Origin of the sequence: Streptomyces sp. NBC_00322, assembly GCF_036147535.1 — a bacterium.
Classification (GTDB): domain Bacteria; phylum Actinomycetota; class Actinomycetes; order Streptomycetales; family Streptomycetaceae; genus Streptomyces.
Map to the genome: position 1 here is coordinate 1,275,892 of NZ_CP108019.1, position 17,043 is coordinate 1,292,934.

Annotated in this window: 18 protein-coding genes; 8 read left to right on the forward strand and 10 right to left on the reverse strand. The window is 70.4% G+C overall.

The window, feature by feature from the left end:
• Nucleotides 1-55: 55 nt before the first annotated feature.
• Together OG905_RS05715 and OG905_RS05720 are read right to left on the reverse strand one after the other, a co-directional pair.
• Nucleotides 56-1,822, reverse strand: coding sequence for an IucA/IucC family protein (locus OG905_RS05715; protein WP_328666502.1), 1,767 nt, complete (start codon nt 1,820-1,822; stop codon nt 56-58).
• 84 nt (nt 1,823-1,906) lie between these two features.
• Nucleotides 1,907-2,065, reverse strand: a complete 159-nt coding sequence (locus tag OG905_RS05720) for an Arc family DNA-binding protein (RefSeq protein WP_328666503.1) — start codon at nt 2,063-2,065, stop codon at nt 1,907-1,909.
• 29 nt (nt 2,066-2,094) lie between these two features.
• Here OG905_RS05720 and OG905_RS05725 point away from each other — a divergent pair, with 29 nt between their 5' ends.
• A complete protein-coding gene (locus tag OG905_RS05725; RefSeq protein ID WP_328666504.1) occupies nt 2,095-3,318 on the forward strand; it encodes an RNA-guided endonuclease InsQ/TnpB family protein in 1,224 nt (407 codons plus the stop codon).
• Nucleotides 3,319-3,330: 12 nt separating this feature from the next.
• On the opposite strand, the gene OG905_RS05730 is transcribed toward OG905_RS05725, so the two are convergent.
• A complete protein-coding gene (locus tag OG905_RS05730) occupies nt 3,331-4,524 on the reverse strand; it encodes an ATP-grasp domain-containing protein (RefSeq protein WP_328666505.1) in 1,194 nt (397 codons plus the stop codon).
• Nucleotides 4,525-4,752: 228 nt separating this feature from the next.
• On the opposite strand from OG905_RS05730, the gene OG905_RS05735 reads away from it, so the two are divergent.
• Nucleotides 4,753-5,637, forward strand: a complete 885-nt coding sequence (locus OG905_RS05735) for a (2Fe-2S)-binding protein (protein ID WP_328666506.1) — start codon at nt 4,753-4,755, stop codon at nt 5,635-5,637.
• Here the strand turns inward: OG905_RS05735 and OG905_RS05740 are convergent.
• The 3 genes from OG905_RS05740 to OG905_RS05750 all read right to left on the reverse strand — a co-directional run bounded on the left by OG905_RS05740 (nt 5,621) and on the right by OG905_RS05750 (nt 8,377).
• Nucleotides 5,621-5,971, reverse strand: coding sequence for a VOC family protein (locus OG905_RS05740; RefSeq protein ID WP_328666507.1), 351 nt, complete (start codon nt 5,969-5,971; stop codon nt 5,621-5,623). The two genes, OG905_RS05735 and OG905_RS05740, sit on opposite strands and share 17 nt — an antisense overlap.
• Nucleotides 5,972-6,053: 82 nt before the next feature.
• Nucleotides 6,054-7,220 carry a glycoside hydrolase family 64 protein gene (locus OG905_RS05745; RefSeq protein WP_443044059.1) on the reverse strand — a complete coding sequence of 389 codons (1,167 nt, stop codon included), beginning with the start codon at nt 7,218-7,220 and terminating at the stop codon, nt 6,054-6,056.
• A gap of 155 nt (nt 7,221-7,375) precedes the next feature.
• The gene (locus OG905_RS05750; RefSeq protein WP_328666509.1) at nt 7,376-8,377 is read right to left on the reverse strand and encodes a helix-turn-helix transcriptional regulator; all 1,002 of its coding nucleotides are present in this window, start codon (nt 8,375-8,377) and stop codon (nt 7,376-7,378) included.
• Nucleotides 8,378-8,486: 109 nt separating this feature from the next.
• Here OG905_RS05750 and OG905_RS05755 point away from each other — a divergent pair, with 109 nt between their 5' ends.
• Nucleotides 8,487-9,326 (forward strand): SDR family oxidoreductase, encoded by an 840-nt coding sequence (locus tag OG905_RS05755; protein ID WP_328666510.1) that lies wholly within the window; start codon nt 8,487-8,489, stop codon nt 9,324-9,326.
• Between the two features lie 125 nt (nt 9,327-9,451).
• Complete coding sequence (locus OG905_RS05760; RefSeq protein ID WP_328666511.1) at nt 9,452-10,168, forward strand: flavodoxin family protein; 717 nt, start codon at nt 9,452-9,454, stop codon at nt 10,166-10,168.
• A gap of 27 nt (nt 10,169-10,195) precedes the next feature.
• On the opposite strand, the gene OG905_RS05765 is transcribed toward OG905_RS05760, so the two are convergent.
• Nucleotides 10,196-11,626 (reverse strand): dihydrolipoyl dehydrogenase family protein, encoded by a 1,431-nt coding sequence (locus OG905_RS05765; protein ID WP_328666512.1) that lies wholly within the window; start codon nt 11,624-11,626, stop codon nt 10,196-10,198.
• Between the two features lie 117 nt (nt 11,627-11,743).
• On the opposite strand from OG905_RS05765, the gene trxA reads away from it, so the two are divergent.
• Entirely contained in the window at nt 11,744-12,139 is a 396-nt protein-coding gene (gene trxA, locus OG905_RS05770) for a thioredoxin (RefSeq protein ID WP_266484006.1), read from the forward strand.
• 239 nt (nt 12,140-12,378) lie between these two features.
• Here the strand turns inward: trxA and OG905_RS05775 are convergent, their stop codons facing one another.
• On the reverse strand, nt 12,379-12,648 hold the full coding sequence (locus OG905_RS05775; protein ID WP_328666513.1) for a hypothetical protein: 270 nt from the start codon (nt 12,646-12,648) through the stop codon (nt 12,379-12,381).
• Nucleotides 12,649-12,715: 67 nt separating this feature from the next.
• A complete protein-coding gene (locus OG905_RS05780; RefSeq protein WP_328666514.1) occupies nt 12,716-13,738 on the reverse strand; it encodes a LacI family DNA-binding transcriptional regulator in 1,023 nt (340 codons plus the stop codon).
• A gap of 140 nt (nt 13,739-13,878) precedes the next feature.
• Between OG905_RS05780 and OG905_RS05785 the strand changes: the two genes are divergently transcribed.
• The 3 genes from OG905_RS05785 (at nt 13,879) to OG905_RS05795 (ending at nt 16,120) form a co-directional block, all read left to right on the forward strand.
• Nucleotides 13,879-14,097 (forward strand): hypothetical protein, encoded by a 219-nt coding sequence (locus OG905_RS05785; RefSeq protein ID WP_328666515.1) that lies wholly within the window; start codon nt 13,879-13,881, stop codon nt 14,095-14,097.
• Between the two features lie 73 nt (nt 14,098-14,170).
• Entirely contained in the window at nt 14,171-15,607 is a 1,437-nt protein-coding gene (locus OG905_RS05790; protein WP_328682061.1) for a flotillin family protein, read from the forward strand.
• Between the two features lie 51 nt (nt 15,608-15,658).
• Nucleotides 15,659-16,120, forward strand: a complete 462-nt coding sequence (locus OG905_RS05795) for a type II toxin-antitoxin system PemK/MazF family toxin (RefSeq protein WP_328666516.1) — start codon at nt 15,659-15,661, stop codon at nt 16,118-16,120.
• Here the strand turns inward: OG905_RS05795 and OG905_RS05800 are convergent.
• On the reverse strand, nt 16,105-16,938 hold the full coding sequence (locus OG905_RS05800) for a TIGR02452 family protein (protein ID WP_328666517.1): 834 nt from the start codon (nt 16,936-16,938) through the stop codon (nt 16,105-16,107). The two genes, OG905_RS05795 and OG905_RS05800, sit on opposite strands and share 16 nt — an antisense overlap.
• Nucleotides 16,939-17,043: the final 105 nt, after the last annotated feature.

Consider the following 17,043-nt stretch of genomic DNA (forward strand, 5'->3'; position numbering starts at 1 on the left):
GTGGCTCCGGCGGATACGGCGGGCGGCAGGCGGGTTGTGTGCCGGGCACCGGCGCTCACACCTCCCGCGACAGGTAGTTGGGACCGGTGGTGTAGTGCTTGTTGATGTCGGACGCGCCCGAGCGCTCCTTGCTGAGCAGGGTGCCCGCGGACACCATCGCCTTGATGGGGAGGCGCGCGGCGTCCAGGACGTGTTCGCGCAGCACGGCGCCAGGCTGCCCCGGACCGGTCCCGAGCCGCTCCACGGCTTCGGTGAGACGGTCCCGTACGAGACTCAGCAGCCGGTGGAGCGGGGCGCGGCCGTGGCGGGCGAGACCGAAGGCGTACGCAGCCGCGCAGAGATGGACCGTGATGGTGGTGAACAGATCGACGACCGGAGCGTCGGTGTCACCGAGGATCCGGGCATCGTCGAACTCGGATGCGTCAGGCGCTTGTGCGCCGAGGGCCGAACGCATCCGGACAGCATTGATGCGCGGTCCGTCGTTGTCCTTGAGCAGCAGTCTGATCCGGGTGCGGTTCGCGTGCGTGTCCAGCACCAGCGAGATGTTCTGCTGATGGGACTCCAGGGCGATCCCGTACCCGAAGAGCGTCGTCTGCCAGTCGAAGAGCAGGGCGAGTACGGCGTCGAGGAGGGCGAGGGGATCGCCGCCGTGGAAGCGGTCGGCGAGGTGGTCGATCAGCAGCCGCCCGCCGGGGGTGTCGCTCAGCAGGGCAGCCATCGGGACGACGACGGCATCGTCCAGACCGGCCGGATGTCGACGGAGCAGCACGGCGAGAAGTTCATGCCCGGCATGGGCGAAGCTCGTCTCGTCGGGGTGCAGGACGCTGTCCCGGAAGCGGGGCTCGCGGGCGATCACGGTCCCGAGCAGACGCTGGACCGCAGCGCCGTCGACGAGTGTGCCGGGCTTGATCGTGCGCCGGTTGCGCAGGCCCAGCGTGGCGGTGGACAGAGGCAGTTTGAGATGGATGCGCGGATACGGGGCGAGGGCCACTGTCCGCATCGACAAGGTCGGCACGACCTCCAGGTGGGGACGGTCGGACAGCACCGCCCGGCTGTCGAGCCCCGAGGTGCGCAGTGCGTCGCGCAGCGGTTCGCCCACGGTGAGCGGATGCACGGGCAGCGCGACGTGGCTGTCGTCGAGCTCCGGCAGGCCGAGCGCCGACGGAGTCGGCCAGGCCGGGTCCGATGAACCGACGGTGCCCCGCATCGTGAGCGCGTCCCTCGGCAGCGCGAGCCAGCGCAGCCGGAACCGGGGATGGAACTCCGGTGCGTACGCACGCAGTTGGTCCGTGGTGAGTCCCAGGCGGCCGCGCGCGGTGGGGTAGACGGGGTGGTCGAGGCGGGCGGCGAGCGTGTCGTGCGCGAGCCCGCCGGCGAGGCCGGTCCACTGCGCGGGATCGGTTCCGTACCGGGCGGCGAGCATCGCGCCGACCTCGTCGTGGGTTGCGGCGTGCAGCCGCAGCGTGGCGAGCGTCTGACGGCATTCCTCGGCGAGGGCGTCGAAGCCGCCGCGGTCCTGCGGGTCCGCGAGCGCGCCGAGCGCGGCCAGGATGTCGTCGGCGGTTGTCAGTTCCCTGCGGTCGGACTCCCGGCGCAGCAGGGGCAGGCGGGCGCCTTTCTCGTACTGGAACCCGTCCTCGCGTACGGGCAACTCCAGCGCGTCCTCGTCCGCGGCATCCACACGCAGCCAGGTCCCGTCCGGGCGCTTGATCGCGGTGGAGCGGGTGCGCAGACCGGCGACGTCCTCGCGCAGGAGCGCGCTGAGCAGTCGGAGGACGAGGTCCGTCTCGGCCGGGCAGGCGGCCGTGGTCGTCTCGTTCACCGACTACCTCCGAGGGTGCCTCGGTCTTTGGGCCGGGGAGGAATCGGACCGCTGCGGTGAAGGGCAGGGGAAGACGAATCGCGGTCAGAGCGATTCGTCGTCTGCGAAGGGGGTGCCGCGCTCGGCCTCAAGCCGGTGCAGGATTTCGGAGTTGAGGGACCGCCGAGCGGACTTTGCTTGTGTGGTGAGCCATGCGTGGAGGTCTGCGGGGAGTCTGAGTGTGATGCGTACTTCATGGTCCATTCGGCCAATCGTAGTAGTAGGTTGGTGGCATGACGACACCACAGATGGCCGAAGATGCTGGGCATGCCCGGTACACCTACAGGCTTCGCGTGTCGTCCACCGCGCTCGCCGCGCTGGAGGTTGAGTGGGCGCGGTGCCGGTGGATCTGGAACGAGTGCTGCGCCCGGTCGAAGAGGGCGCACGCCGGGGACGAGAAGTGCGGCCCGGCCCGGCTGGACAAGATGCTGACCCAAGCCCGCGTTGCGAACGCGTGGCTGCGCGGGGGCAGTTCGGTCCCGCAGCAGCAGATCATCCGGGACTTCGCCAAGTCCCGCGCCAAAGCCTTGAAGGACATCAAGGCGCGGCTGCCGATACGGCAGCGGGCGGGGATGCCGAAGTGCAAGAAGAAGCGTGTGGCAGAGCCGACGCTGAACTACACGCAGCGTGGCTTCCGGTTGAAGGACGGTCGCCTGCACCTGGCTGGGGGCATCGTCCTGGCCGTGGTGTGGTCGCGGGATCTGCCCAAACCCCCGTCCAGCGTGCGCGTGTACCGCGACGGCATGGGGCATTGGTATTGCTCGTTCGTTGTCCCCGCCACGACTGAGGCCCTGCCTGCCACGGGCCGTGTGATTGGTGTGGACTGGGGGGTGAGGGAGACCGCCACCACCACGTCCGACCTGCACGACCTGCCCCATGCGGGGCATGGGAAGAAAGCCCGGGCGAAGCTGACCCGGTACGACCGGATGATGGCCCGACGCAAGCCGAAGAAGGGGCAGCCCGGATCGAAGGGCTACCGTGAGGCCAGGCGGCTGCGGGCAAAGCTGTACCGGAAGGTCGCACGGCAGCGGCAGGACACCGCCCGCAAGTGGGCCAAGCACGTGGTCCGCGACCATGATGCCGTCGCCGTCGAGGACTTCCGGCCGAAGTTCCTCGCCAGATCCACCATGGCCAAGAAGGCCGCGGACGCCGCGATCGGTGCCACCAAAGCGGCCCTGATCGAAATAGGCCGCAAGCACGGACGTGCTGTGCACCTGGTACATCCTGCGCACACCACGATGGACTGCGCGCAGTGTGGAGCGAGAACCAAGCACGCACTACCTCTTTCCGAACGAACCTATGCCTGCACCGCATGCGGAGCCGTATCCCCCAGGGACAAGAACTCCGCCCGCGTGATGCTCGTCCGGGCTGGTCTCAACCCGGCTGGTGCTGATCGTGTAAGAGCTGACGGACCGCCGGTCCGCAGCCAACGTGAGCCAGGAATCCCCTCCCCTTAGGGAGGGGAGGAGTCAAGGAGTGATCTCCCAGCGCTGGGCGGCGAGGAAGTCGGTGACGGCCCCGTCCACGCTCTCCTGATCGGTGCCGATGGCCCGGACGACGCCCAGGAGGTCGCGGTTGGTGCGGTACACCTCGTGCCGCTCACCGATCCGCCGCAGGGGTCGGTAGGTCAACTCGACGTCGTCGATGGTCAGTTCGGCCTCCTCAGGCGCGGTCGTCAGGGTTCCGGCACGCTCGGCGCACGGGTAGTCGAGCCGGGCCGCGCCGCCGGTCCGGGCCCCCAGGTCCGTCGGCAGTGGCTCGCCCAGATGCGTACGGAGAATGTGCTCGAAGAGCGGGATGCCGAGCAGCCGGGCGAGGAGAAGATCGCACTGGTCCCCGATCGCCCGGTAGTTGACCTCGATGATGCGCGCGCGTCCTTCGTGCACGACGAACTCGGTGTGGCAGGCGCCGAATCCGACGCCGAGGGCGTCCAACTGGGCCAGGATCTGCTCGACCACGGGTTCCGGGTGGGCCGGGACGTAGGTCAGGCGCTCCTCGACGAAGTACGGGGGCGGGCACAGCTCGGTGCGAAAGCCGCCGAGCACATGAAGGACACGGCCGTCGCCGAGCGTCTCCAGGGTGTGCAGCTCGCCGGGCAGATACTCCTCGACGACCAGGGCGGCTCCCGGCCGGCGCGCGCGTATCTCCCTGCAGCGCAGAGCAAGGTCCCCGGCCCCCTCGACGAGGACGACGTCCTCGCTGGCGACTCCCTCGCGCGGTTTGACGACGCACGGATACGGCATGCCGAGACCGGCGAGCGCGGATGCGGGGTCCTGTCCGGCGGCGAGTTCCACCGAGCGGACCGTGTCGATGCCGGTGGCGGAGAGGTGGCGGCGCATCTGCGCCTTGTCCTTGGTGCGCAGCGCGGTCTGCCAGCTCTTGGCGGGGAGGCCGAAGTAGTCGGCGGCCAGGGCGGTCTGGGTCTGGAGATGGTCGCTGTTGGTGAAGACGGCGTCCGGCGGGCGGTGGGTGGAAATGCGGGTGATGACCGCGCGGAAGTCGCGTACGTCGCAGGCGAGGATCTCGATGTCCGGGCAGACGGCGCGGTGCGCCTCGGACTGGTCGGTGAGCAGGGTGATGTCGAGGCCGAGCCGACGGGCTGCGGGGAGGAACCCTTCGGTGACCGAGTCGGTCGGGTTGAGGGCAAGCAGGTACAGCTGCATGAAGGGATCACTTCCGCGCGCGAGGTCGGACCGTCCGAGGCGACCCAAATTCTTCTGGGACACGAGCGGAAAGCCTAAGTTAGGTATACCTAACACTGTCAATTCGTCGCCGCGCGGCCCCGGTTCGCAGGAAAGCCCCTCCATGTGGTTAAGGTGAGCCTTGCCTTACCCTCGTAAGGCCTGTTGTGTGACCTCCCCTGTGTTCGCTCTTGGTGTTGAGGAGTACCCGTGACCCTGGCCCCGGCGCTCGCCCCGGCCGGACCCGCCGTGAGCTGCTCCGCCCTGCTCGCCACGACGTACCAAGGGCTCGCCGGCCTCTGCGAGTCCTTGGACGTGGACGTCATGGCTCCCGGCTCGCCGGCGGCCCAGGGGTGGGCCGACGGCGCCGAGCTGGCGGAGCGTCCGGAATTCCTCGAAGCCTTCCTCGATGCCGAGGCCCGGCGCATCCGGGAAGAGCACGCCCACACGGCCCGGCGGGACGTCGCCGCGTCCCGTGCGCTGCACGCCTACCTCTGGTCCGTCTGCCTGCTGATGAGCGGCCCCTGGTATCTGGAGCGGCGCGTGCCGCGGATCCGTCCGCGCGACGTCCGGATCAGCCTCACCACCGGAGCGTTCGGGATCGTCCCGGGCGGTTTCGCCTGTCTCCCCGACGATCCGGCGGCCGGCCTTCCCGGTGCCCGCGTGCTGGCTCACGAGGAGGCGCTACGGGCCGAGTTGCGGGCTGCGGTCGCCGACCACGTACGTCCCCTGCTCGCCGCGATCGGTCCGCAGATGCGGCGCGGGCCGCGGGCGCTGTGGGGCATGGTCGGCGACGACCTGGTCTCCGGCATCTGGTACCTCGGCCGCATGCTGGACCTGGAGGAGCATGCCGTGCGGGCGGCCGGTGAACTGCTTCCGGGGCCTGTGGTGCCCTTCCCGGGCGGCGCCGACTTCCGTCGGCTGACGGGCCGGGCAGGGCAGTCGTATCTCACGCGGACCCGGCTGGGCTGCTGCCTCTACTACTCGATCCGCCCCGCCGAGGCCTGCGGCACCTGCCCGCGGACCTGTGACACCGAGCGGCTGCGCCGGTTCGCGGGCAACGCACCCGGCAACACCGTCAGCGCAGGTGGCTGACGACGTTGACGACCCGGCCGTTGGGATCGCGTACGAAGAAGCGGCGTACGCCCCACTCCTCGTCCCGCAGCGAGTGCACGATCTCCGCGCCCCGCTCCAGCATCGCCGCGTACACGGCGTCCACGGCGTCCACCTCGATGCTCAGGTCGGCCGGGACCGGCGCGGTCGCGTCATGGGTGGCGAGGGTGAGCTGGGCGGTGGGGTTGGACGGGGATGCGAGCGTCATGACCCAGCCGTGGTTCATGACCTCCTCGAGACCGATGAGGCCGTAGAAATCCCGGCTCTCCTCCATGGCCTTGGTTCGGATGTCGGGCACGACCCGGCGTACGGACATCGGCGCTTCCTCTCTGCGAACGGACCGTCCACGGTACGTCTCCGGCGGCACGGGGCCCCCGCGAACGGTCCGTTCGGGCCTACTAACTGAACGGGTCCAGCGTGATGTACGCCTGCTGCGGGTTGCCGTCGTGCACCAGCGACTCATGGGCGCCGACGTCGTCGAAGGCGAAGGCGTACGCCTTGCCGTCCGCCATCTGCGCGTGGATCTTCCGGGCGTAGTGATTGGTCACCACGTCCTGGTAGAAGTTCGCCGAACCGGTGTCGGGCTGGTTGGGGTTGGTGAGGAGGGTGGAGCGGTTGAATCCGGCGCACAGCGTGCGCGAGATGGGGCCGCGCACCAGGTCGTTCGGCGCGTCAAGCCGCTTGTAGCAGCCGAAGATGCTGTCGGAGTCGGGCTTCTGGAACGAGGTGACGACCGCTCCGGAGCCGTTGGTGAAGTTCATGATGCCGCCCGAGACCCTGCCGTAGTATTTGGTGCCCGGCTGGTTGGCGAACGGCGTGACGGTCAGCGTCGAGGCGGAGTACTTGCTCCATACCCGGTTGACGTAGTCGTCCATGACGCCCGCCGGCAGGGCGCCGGTCTCGATGCCGTGGCCCGGCGCGAGGGCGCGCAGGACGGTGCCGTCGGAGCGTGACTGGATCAGGTTGCCCCAGCCGCCGGGCTGTCCCCTGAGGGCGTTGTAGAAGCCGTTGTATCCACCGGGCTTGAGATGTCCGGTGCTCTTGGTGGCTCCGCTCGCCGGCCGGACGCCGACGGCGTACGGGGCCGAGAACATGTCGACCTGGGTGCTGTTGATCCACAGACCGGCGTCGTTGAGCGTGTACTCGGACCAGTTGAAGAGGATGTTCCGGTTCGGGTCGGTCGGATTCTGTACCGCGGGCTGCACGAGGCCGCCGGTGGTGAGCTTGAAGACGAGTTTCTGCCCGTAGGAGAAGTAGATCCTCCCGGAGAACTTGGGTATGCGGATCGTTGTGGACCGGCCGCCCGCCGGTCCGGCGATGGAGGCGTCGGGCGCGGGCGTGGGCGGGTTGCCGCCGGCGGGCCAGGCGTGGAAGGTGCCGTTCGCGTCGGCCCAGCCCTGTTGGCCCGTGGTGAGCAGCGTCCCCAGGTTGTAGATGTAGATCTGGTCGCCGCGCCCGGAGTTGTTGGTGAAGGTGAGGGGAATGGTCGCGGGGACCGCGGCCTCGGCGGGGGGTGTGGGTCCGGCTGCCGTGATTCCCGCGGCGAGCAGCACCGCGGTGACCAGTAACGCCAGGACGTTTCGTTTGGCGAGCACGCTCATCCTCCCAGTCGGGTGGAGCTGTGGGGGTCATTCTGAGAGCGCTCTCAGAGTCATCTCCCACAGCAGGAGCGTCAAGCACCTCGACAAAGCTCGGTGAACTCACCCGGTCCCGGCGGCAGTTATCGGTCCGGGCGATCGGCGGCGTCGCGCGGCTCGGCCACCGCACCCCCGGTCGTCGGTGACCCGTAGGTGGCGGCGAGTTCGGCCGCCAGACGCGCGAGCCGCTTCCGGGCCGCGGCCGGTTCGAGGATCTCCACGCGCGCTCCGAGCCCGGCCAACTGCGCCGCCAGGATCTCCGGTGACGGCCCGTCGACCGTGATCTCCACCCATCCGCCGCCGAGCGGCCGACCCACCGTCAACCGCCCGCCGAACAGCCCCTGCAGGACCGGCTCTGCGCTCCGTTCGGCCCGCCCCCGCACGGTCGCCGCGAGCATGCGGTCCTCCATCCGCCCGGCGAGGGAACGCCAGGCGGTGGTGAGATCGAAGCCGTCCGGCCGTACGACGGGATCGCCGGTCGCCTCGACGGAGGTGACCCGGCTGAGCCGGTAGGCCCGCAGGCCGCGGTCCGTACCGGCGACGAGGTAGTCGACGCCCGCTTTGGACGCGATACCGAGCGGATGGACGGTCCGCTCACCGTTCGGCCTGCCGGGAGCGGCGTAACCGAGCCTGATCTGCGTCCCGTCCACCACCGCACGCCGGAGGGCATCGAGGTGGGGCGCGGCGGCCCCGACCGCTGAGCGGGACCAGTCGGTGTCGTCGGTGACACCCGCTCTCGACGCGGCCTCGGCGCCGGACCTCAGCGTCGCCGGAAGGGCCCGGACCAGCTTGCGCAGCGCGGTCCGCAGCTCGGGCGTGGCCGACGACGGTCCCGCCACCAGAAACAGCGCCCGGATCTCGCCCGCGGTCAGTCCGGTCAGATCGGTCCGGGCTCCCCCGACCAGCGACCAGCCGCCGCCCCGGCCCCGCTGCGAGTAGACGGGGATTCCGGCGCTCGCCAGCGCCTCCAGGTCGCGTCGCGCCGTGCGCTCGGACACTTCGAGCTCCGCTGCCACTTCCGCCACGGTCACGCGCCCGCGCGCCTGAAGGAACAACAGCGTCGCGACCAGACGATCAGCCCTCATGCCGATCAGTCTCTCCCGGAAACTGGCCAGAAGATGGCCAGTTTGGCCCCCAGGATGGCGTTGTGCACCGGCCGGGAGACGGGCCGGACGACCGGAATGGGAGCTGATCATGATCGTGGTAACAGGAGCAACCGGCAATGTCGGACGGCCACTTGTGCAGGCGCTCGCCTCGGCCGGAGAGACGGTCACGGCGGTCTCACGGCGGCCTTCGGATACGGAGCCGCAGACGGGAGTCAGGCACCGGCAGGCCGATCTGACCGAGCCCGAGAGCCTCAAGCCCGCGCTCGACGGCGCCGACGCGCTCTTCCTCCTCGTCGCCGGAGGCGGCGAGGGCGTCAGCGCGAGCGGCATCCTCGATGTGGCCGGGGCGGCCGGGGTCCGGCGCGTCGTCCTGTTGTCCTCCCAGGGCGCCGGGACACGGCCGCAGTCCCCGTCACACGCACCCCTGCGGGCGTTCGAGGACGACCTGCGGCAATCGGGTCTGCAATGGACGGTCCTGCGGCCGAGCGGCTTCGCGTCCAACGCGTTCCTGTGGGCCGCGAGCGTCCGCGAACGGCGAACGGTCGCCGCGCCGTTCCCCGGTGTCGGGCTGCCGGTCATCGACCCTGCCGACATCGGGGAGGTCGCCGCCGCGGTCCTGCGCGAGGCGGGGCATGGCGGCCACACCTACGAGCTCACCGGGCCCTCGCCGCTCTCTCCTCGCGAGCAGGCCGAGGCGATCGGTCAAGCGCTGGGGACACCCGTACGGTTCGTCGAGCAGAGCCGTGACGAGGCGCGGGCGCAGCTGCTGCGGTTCATGCCCGAGCCGGTCGTGGACGGCACTCTCGCCATCCTGGGCGAGCCGTTCGCCGCCGAACAGCGGGTGAGCCCGGCCGTCGAGCAGATCCTCGGCCGGCCCGCCCGCACCTTCGCGCACTGGGCGCAGCGCAATATCGCGGCGTTCAGGTGACCCGCCCGGTGTGACCCTTCCCGTTCGGGCCACCGCTGTGGACCGCGATGCCGGTCGGGATCAGGCTGGTGGCGTACTCACGCTCAGCACCCGCTCTGCTCCCGCCCGGCACGAGGAGACGGCCGATGACCTCGACGACGTACCACAACGACGACCTGCGCGCCGTCTTCATCAACTGCACGCTCAAGCGGTCACCGGAGACCAGCAACACCGAGGGTCTGATCGACAAGAGCCGCGCACTCATGGAGACGAGCGGCGTCACGACCGAGGTGATCCGCGCGGTCGACCACGACATCGCGACCGGCGTCTGGCCCGACATGACCGAGCACGGCTGGGAGTCCGACGCCTGGCCGCAGCTGCACGAGAAGGTCATGGCCGCCGACATCCTCGTCCTGTGCGGACCGATCTGGCTCGGCGACAACAGCTCCGTGATGAAACAGGTCATCGAGCGTCTCTACGCCTGCTCCAGCATCCTCAACGACCGTGGTCAGTACGCCTATTACGGCCGTGCCGGCGGCTGCCTCATCACCGGCAACGAGGACGGCGTCAAACACTGCGCCATGAATGTCCTCTACAGCCTCCAGCACCTCGGCTACACGATCCCGCCGCAGGCCGACGCGGGCTGGATCGGCGAGGCCGGGCCGGGGCCCTCGTATCTGGACCCGGGCTCGGGAGGTCCCGAGAACGACTTCACCAACCGCAACACGGCCTTCATGACCTGGAACCTGATGCACCTCGGAGCGATGCTGAAGCGGGCCGGCGGCATCCCGGCCCACGGCAACCAGCGCTCGGAATGGGATGCGGGCTGCCGCTTCGACTTCCCCAATCCCGACTACCGCTGAGGCGATCGAGGCATTCAGTTGCGGCACTCAGCCGCGGTACGCCTCCAGCAGCCGCAGCCACACCTCGCTGATCGTCGGGAACGCGGGCACGGCATGCCACAGCCGCTCGATCGGCACCTCGCCCGCGACCGCCACGGTCGCCGAATGCAGCAACTCGCCCACGCCCGGACCCACGAAGGTGACCCCCAGCAGAATCTCGCGGTCCAGGTCGACGACCATCCGGGCGTGGCCGCGGTAGCCGTCGCCGTACAGGCCGGCGCCCGAGACCGACGCCAGGTCGTAGTCGACGGCCCGGACCCGGTGTCCCGCCTCCTCGGCCTCGGCGAGCGAGAGACCGACGGCGGTGGCCTCCGGGTCGGTGAAGACGACCTGCGGGACGGCGGCGTGGTCGGCCGTGGCACAGTGCGCGCCCCAGCGGTCGCTCTCCAGAAGCGGAACATGCTGTGCCCTGGCCGCGATGGCCGCGCCCGCGATCCGGGCCTGGTACTTGCCCTGGTGGGTGAGGAGCGCACGGTGGTTCACATCGCCCACCGCGTACAGCCAGTCGCTGCCCTCGACCCGGCAGCTGTCGTCGACGGGCAGCCACGAGCCCGGCGCCAGCCCCACGGTCTCCAGGCCGATGCTCTCGGTGCGCGGGGAGCGGCCGGTGGCGAAGAGGACCTCGTCGGCCTCGATCCGCCCGCCGTCGTCGAGGACAAGCGTGACGGGACCGGTGCCGCCCATGCGTTCCACGGAGGTGACCGACGTGTGCGTACGGACCTTGGCACCGGCCTCGGTCAGCGCCTCGACGACATGCTCGCCGACGAAGGTTTCCATCCGGGGCAGCACTCCCCCGCCCCGTACGAGCAGGGTGACCTGCGAGCCGAGCGCCTGCCAGGCGGTGGCCATCTCCACGCCGACCACGCCGCCGCCGACGACCGCGAGCCGCCCGGGCACCCGCTGGGCGCTGGTGGCCTCGCGGCTTGTCCACGCCTTCGCGCCGACCAGACCCGGGATGTCGGGCAGTACGGCACGGCTGCCGGTGGACACGACCACGGCGTGCCGCGCGGTCAGCACATGGTGCTCGCCCTCGGGACCGTCGACCAGGACCTTCTTGGGGCCGTGCAGTCTGCCCGTACCGCGATAGATGCGGGCGCCGATCGAGTCCAGCCAGCGGACCTGGCCGTCGTCCTTCCAGTGGGAGACGTATTCGTCACGGTGGGCCAGCACGGCCTCGGCGTCGAGCGGTCCCTGCACCGCGTGGCGGAGGCCGGGAACGCGGCGGGCGTCGGCGCGGGCGAGCGCGGATCGGAGCAGCGCCTTGCTCGGAATACACGCCCAGTACGAACACTCGCCCCCGATCAGCTCACTCTCCACGACCGCGGTGCTCAGGCCCGCCGCCCTGGTGCGGTCCACCACGTTCTCCCCGACAGGTCCTGCGCCCAGCACCACAACGTCGTACTCCACGGCTTCCGTCATAGGGACAGTCTGGTCCCGGGTGTGCGTCCTGGCCACATGGGCAGGGGCAGGAATAGCACGGCCCCGGGCACCGTTGTCGCGGGCGAGTCCACGGACATCAGGAAGAGGTAGCACGTCATGAGCACTGTTGAGCTCACCAAGGAAAACTTCGATCAGGTTGTAACAGACAACGACTTCATCCTGATCGATTTCTGGGCTTCCTGGTGCGGTCCTTGCCGTCAGTTCGCCCCGGTCTACGAGGGTGCCGCCGAGCGCCATCCCGACCTGGTGTTCGCGAAGGTCGACACGGAGGCTCAGCAGGAGCTCGCGGCCGCGTTCGAGATCCGCTCCATCCCGACACTGATGATCGTCCGTGACAACGTCGCGGTGTTCGCCCAGCCCGGCGCGCTGCCCGAGGCCGCCCTGGAGGACGTGATCGGTCAGGCCCGGGCGCTGGACATGGACGAGGTCCGCAAGTCGATCGACGAGGCCCAGAGCGGCAGCGCGGGGGCGGAGACCGCTTCGGAAGCCTGACCGGCGCCGCGGCTCCTGGTCGTTCCGGTGTGCGGGACGACCAGGAGCCGGGCTCTTGTGAGCCCGGGCGTCAGGGCGTGGACGATCCCGCCGGTTCGGCCGGGACGTCGAGATTCAAGCCGTCGTGGTCCCAGATCTGTGCCGGCCGGCCGTCCCTTGTGGTGGGGATGTGGCAGCAGCTCGCACATCATTGGCCAATGGTGCTGAAACCATGGGGACTTGATGGCAACAGCGGGGTTTCAGCGTTCTGCCGGGCCGACGACTCGCGCCGAAAGCCCGTAGTCCAGTTCCGATCCGTCGACCAGCAGTGCCTCGACCGTACGTGTCACCGGGTCGATGTCCGCCTCCAGGCCGTCGCCCGAGAAATGCGGATATCCGGATGACCCGTACTGACCGGTGGCCACCACGACGGCCGAGCGGATGGCGCTCGCGGCAAGATGGGCCGCATCGCTGCCCTCGACATGCTCGGGCACCAGCAGGATCTCGAAGCGCTGCGGATCTGTGCTCATGCAAGCGACGCTAGACACGCACCGCCCGGCCCGCATGTCGTCGGGCCTGGGGAGTGAGGCGCGCGGGTCAGCTGGACTCGCGCAGCAGTGCCCGCGCCCCCATCAGATCGTGCCGCTCCGGCTCGACGCCGGGGGCACGCACCACACGGTCGACGAGTTCAGCGAGCCGCCGACCGGTCACCATGTCGATCTGCACCGTGCTCAACCGCGGCCGCAGCAGCCTTCCGAGCAGCAGATCGTCCGCACCGATCACCGCGGTCCCGGCGGGGACATCGACGTCCGCGTCCTGCAGGGCCCGCATCAGCAGCATGGCGTACTCGTCGTTGTACGCGTAGACGGCGTCGAGACCGAGTCCGCGCCAGCGGGCGGCGAGGGCGGCGGCCGACTCCTCGTCGTACGGCAGGGGCAGCGGCTCGATCCGGGCGCCCGTGCCCGCCGCGGCCCGCCGGGCACCTTCCAGGCGGGGCTCGGAGAACAGCTCCAGGCCCCTCTCCTGCGGCATGACGACGCCGATGGCCCGCCGGCCGCGCCCGACCAGATGGCCCACGGCGCAGTCGCCGATCTCGCTCTGGTCCATGACGAGGGAGTGCGCGCCCTCGACGCGCTGCGGTCCGAGGGTGATGACGGCCTTCGCGCCGGAGCGTTTGAGGACGTCGACGCCGTGCGGGGTGAGCGCGACCTCGCCGAGCGAGACGACGGCGACGGGACGCAGTTCGGCCCAGGCCCTGGCGGCCTCGTCGCCGGCGAGGCCGAGGCTGCCGTACTGCACGACGGTGTAGTCGAGGCGGCGCAGCGCCCACTGGAGCTCGTTGAAGAAGCGGCTGTAGAGCGGCCCCACGGGGAAGTGCGCGGTGGGGAGGAGCACCATCCGGGTGTGCCCGGCGCGCAGGCTGCGGGCGGCCGCGTGCGGCACATAGCCGAGCTCTTCGGCGGCCTCGCGGACGCGGCGACGGGTGGGCTCGCTGATCCGTACGGCGGAGGTGTTGTTGAGCACGTAGGAGACGGTGGCCCGGGAAACACCGGCCAGCCGGGCGACGTCGGCACTGGTCGGAACGGGGCGTTCTGCGGACTGCTTGGGTGACTGGCTCATCGCTCTCGGCATCCTTCCAGAGCGGCTGCGCACGGGGTCTGGCAGATGGCCGGAAACGAGTGCCGCACAGCATCGGCGTGGACCATGACGTCCCTGGCGGGCTGGATCCGAAGGCCTCCCGCGTGGGTAGGCTCCCCGCCATGGACGACGAGTCGATGGTGGGGCTGCTCGGGCGGGTGACCGGCACGGTGGGGCCCGGGCTCGTCGGCGAGGTCATCGTCCGTATCCGGGGCGGGGCCGAGCATTTCCTCGCCTATCCGGCGTCCGCGAAGGACCGGATCGAGACGGGGACGGTGGTGACGGTGGTGGAACATCTGCCGCCACGCACCGTCTATGTCTCGGCGGTGTACGGCAGTTGAGCCCGGGCCCGATGAGGAGGACACTCCCGATCAGCCGGTGCCGGACGGCACCGGACGAAGGGGGCGTATGCCGATGGTCGTCGGCGTCGCGGCGGGACTCGTTCTCGCCGCCATCATCATTCTGGTCGGAATCTTCAAGCTCATGTGGCGGGTTGCCGAGCCGAACGAAGCACTGATCATCTCCGGCTCCACCCACCGGACCGAAGGTCTCGGCGAAGGCATGGGGTTCCGTGTCGTCACCGGACGCGGAACGCTCGTCCTGCCCGGCATCCAGGTGGTGCGCAAACTGTCGCTGGACCTGAACGAGACCGAACTGTCAGTGGACTGCGTGACGCATCAGGGCATTCCCCTCAAGGTGCGCGGGGTGGTCATCTTCAAGGTCGGCGACGACTTCGTGTCGATCGCCAACGCCGGACGCCGCTTCCTCGATCAGCAGAAGCTGATGGCGGAGCGCGTCCACAATGTCTTCGCGGGCCATCTGCGGTCCATCGTCGGCGGGCTGACCGTCGAGGACATGATCCGTGACCGGGAGAAGCTGACCGGTCAGACCCGGGCGGCCTGCGGAACCGAGATGGAGAAGCTGGGTCTGATCGTGGACTCGCTGCAGATCCACGAGATCGAGGATCCGACCGGGTACATCAAGAATCTCGCCGCGCCGCATGCCGCGGCGGTCCAGCGGGACGCCCGTATCGCGCAGGCCGAGGCGAACCGCAGGGCCACGGAGGCCGAGCAGCAGGCCGCCGCCCGGATGTCGGAGGCGACGCGGGACAGCGAGATCCTCCAGGCCGGCTACCAGGCGGAGCGGGACAAGGCTTCGGCGAAGGCCGAGCAGGCCGGTCCGCTCGCCGACGCGGCGGCCCGCCAGGAGGTCGTGGTCCAGATGACTCGGGTCGCCGAGCTGGAGGCGCACCGCCGCGAGCAGCAGCTGCAGGCGGATGTGCGCAAGCCCGCGGACGCGGCGGCGTACGAGAAGCGGACGCTGGCGGAGGGCGAGCGGGACGCCCGTATCTCGGCCGCGCAGGCCGAGGCGAAGGAGACCGAGCTGGCGAGCGCCGCGAGGGCCACGGCGACCCGCGTCACCGGTGAGGCGGAGGCCGCGGCGAACCAGGCGCGCGGGCTCGCGGTGGCCGCCGCGGTGAAGGCGAGGGGCCTGGCGGAGGCCGAGGCGATCAAGGCGCGTGCGGCAGCGCTCGCCGAGAACCAGGAGGCCGTGGTCGCACAGCAACTGGCCGAGAAGTGGCCGGAGATCGTCGAGGCCGGCGCTGGGGCGTTCAGCAATGTCGATCACATGATTCTGCTGAACGGCGCCGACGGGATGTCGGACATGTTCGCCAAGGCGCTGACCATGGGCGGAACGGGACTGGGTCTGGCCCGGCAGCTGCTGGCGACCATGAACGGCCCGGTGCCCGCGGACGGGAACGGGAACGGCATAGCCACCTCGGTGAACGGCGCGGTTCCGCCCGCCCCGCGCACGGAGCGGATCCCGGTGACGGACGAGCCGGAGGAATGAGGGCGGCACCCGCCCTGCGGGACGGACCGGGCAGGTCCTACCGTGTGGCGGGTGACGATCTCCCCTGACGCATCCGACAGCCCGTTCGACCTGCCCGGCCAGTCCGGCCCCGCGGCCACCACCGAGGCCGATGCCGCCGAGGTCGGCCCGGTCCGCACCTCGTACGCCCCCGACCGCGACGGCGATCCCGACCCCGGCGAGATCGTCTGGACCTGGGTGCCGTTCGAGGAGATGGACGGACGCGGCAAGGACCGTCCGGTCCTGGTGGTGGCCCGTGAGGAGGCCGGAACGCTGCTCGCCGTGCAGCTGTCCAGCAAGCGCCACGACCGGGACCGTGAGTGGGTGGCGATCGGCGTCGGGCCGTGGGACCGGGCGGGACGCGAGTCCTGGGTGGATCTGGACCGGGTGCTGCGGGTGCACGAGGGGGGCATGCGCCGTGAGGCGTGCGCGCTGGACCGGCCGCGTTTCGACCGGGTCGTGCACCGGCTGCGGGAGCGCTACGGCTGGAGCTGACCGGCGAAGGTCCGGCGGAAGGCCCCGAGCGTCGGCCCGTCGGAGCTACGGTCCAGTACGGCGAAGACGATCTGCTCGAAATGGCCCGCGAAGCGGCCGTCCTCGGTGAGCAGGGCGTGGAACGCGGCCGCGACCACCGCGGGGTCGTTGCGGAAGACCCCGCAGCCCCAGGCCCCCAGCACCAGGCGCCGGTAGCCCTGCCCGGCCGCTGTCTCCAGCACCCGCTCGGCGCGCGCGGCGACCGCGGCCGGGATGCGGTGCGCCTGCTCGGGGGTCCGGCTCGTGATCACCCCGGCGTTCGGCGCGGGCGACGTCAGAAATCCCACGGTGCAGGGCTCGTCGAGGAGCCGTCCGCGGTCGTCCCGGAAGACCGGGACGCCCGGTGAGTGGATGACCCGGTCGGTGTAGAAGGGGCTGCGCTCGGCGCGGTGGTGCTCGTAGAACTCGGGGGCGCGCAGGAGCGTGGCATACAGTGCCGAGGCCCGGCAGAGCGCCTCTTCCTGGGCCTGTGCGCCATTCAGATAGCCGCCGCCGGGATTGCGTGCCGAGGCGAAGTTCAGGACGGCGACGGGGCCGCTGTCGGTCGCGGTGAGACGCCGGGCCGCCTCGGTGCTGCTCTCGCCCGTGACCTCGAAGGATGTCGTGCGGTCGGTGTCCGGCACGACCTCCACGGCCTCGGGTCCGTACATCCGGGTCCCTGCCAGTGCGGCGGCCAGCTCCCGACCGATGTCCACCGTCCGGCCGTCGGAGGCCGGGTAGTGGCCGGTCTCGACGATTTCTTCTGTCTGCCGTGCGATCCCCCGCAGTCGTGCACTCATGGCGACATGGTGGGCGACCTGCCGCGGGCGCGGCAATCGGATTTCTTACGTCCCACGAACATCCACGGGCACTCTTGTGCGAAGCGGCGGCCTTGGCTTTAGGTT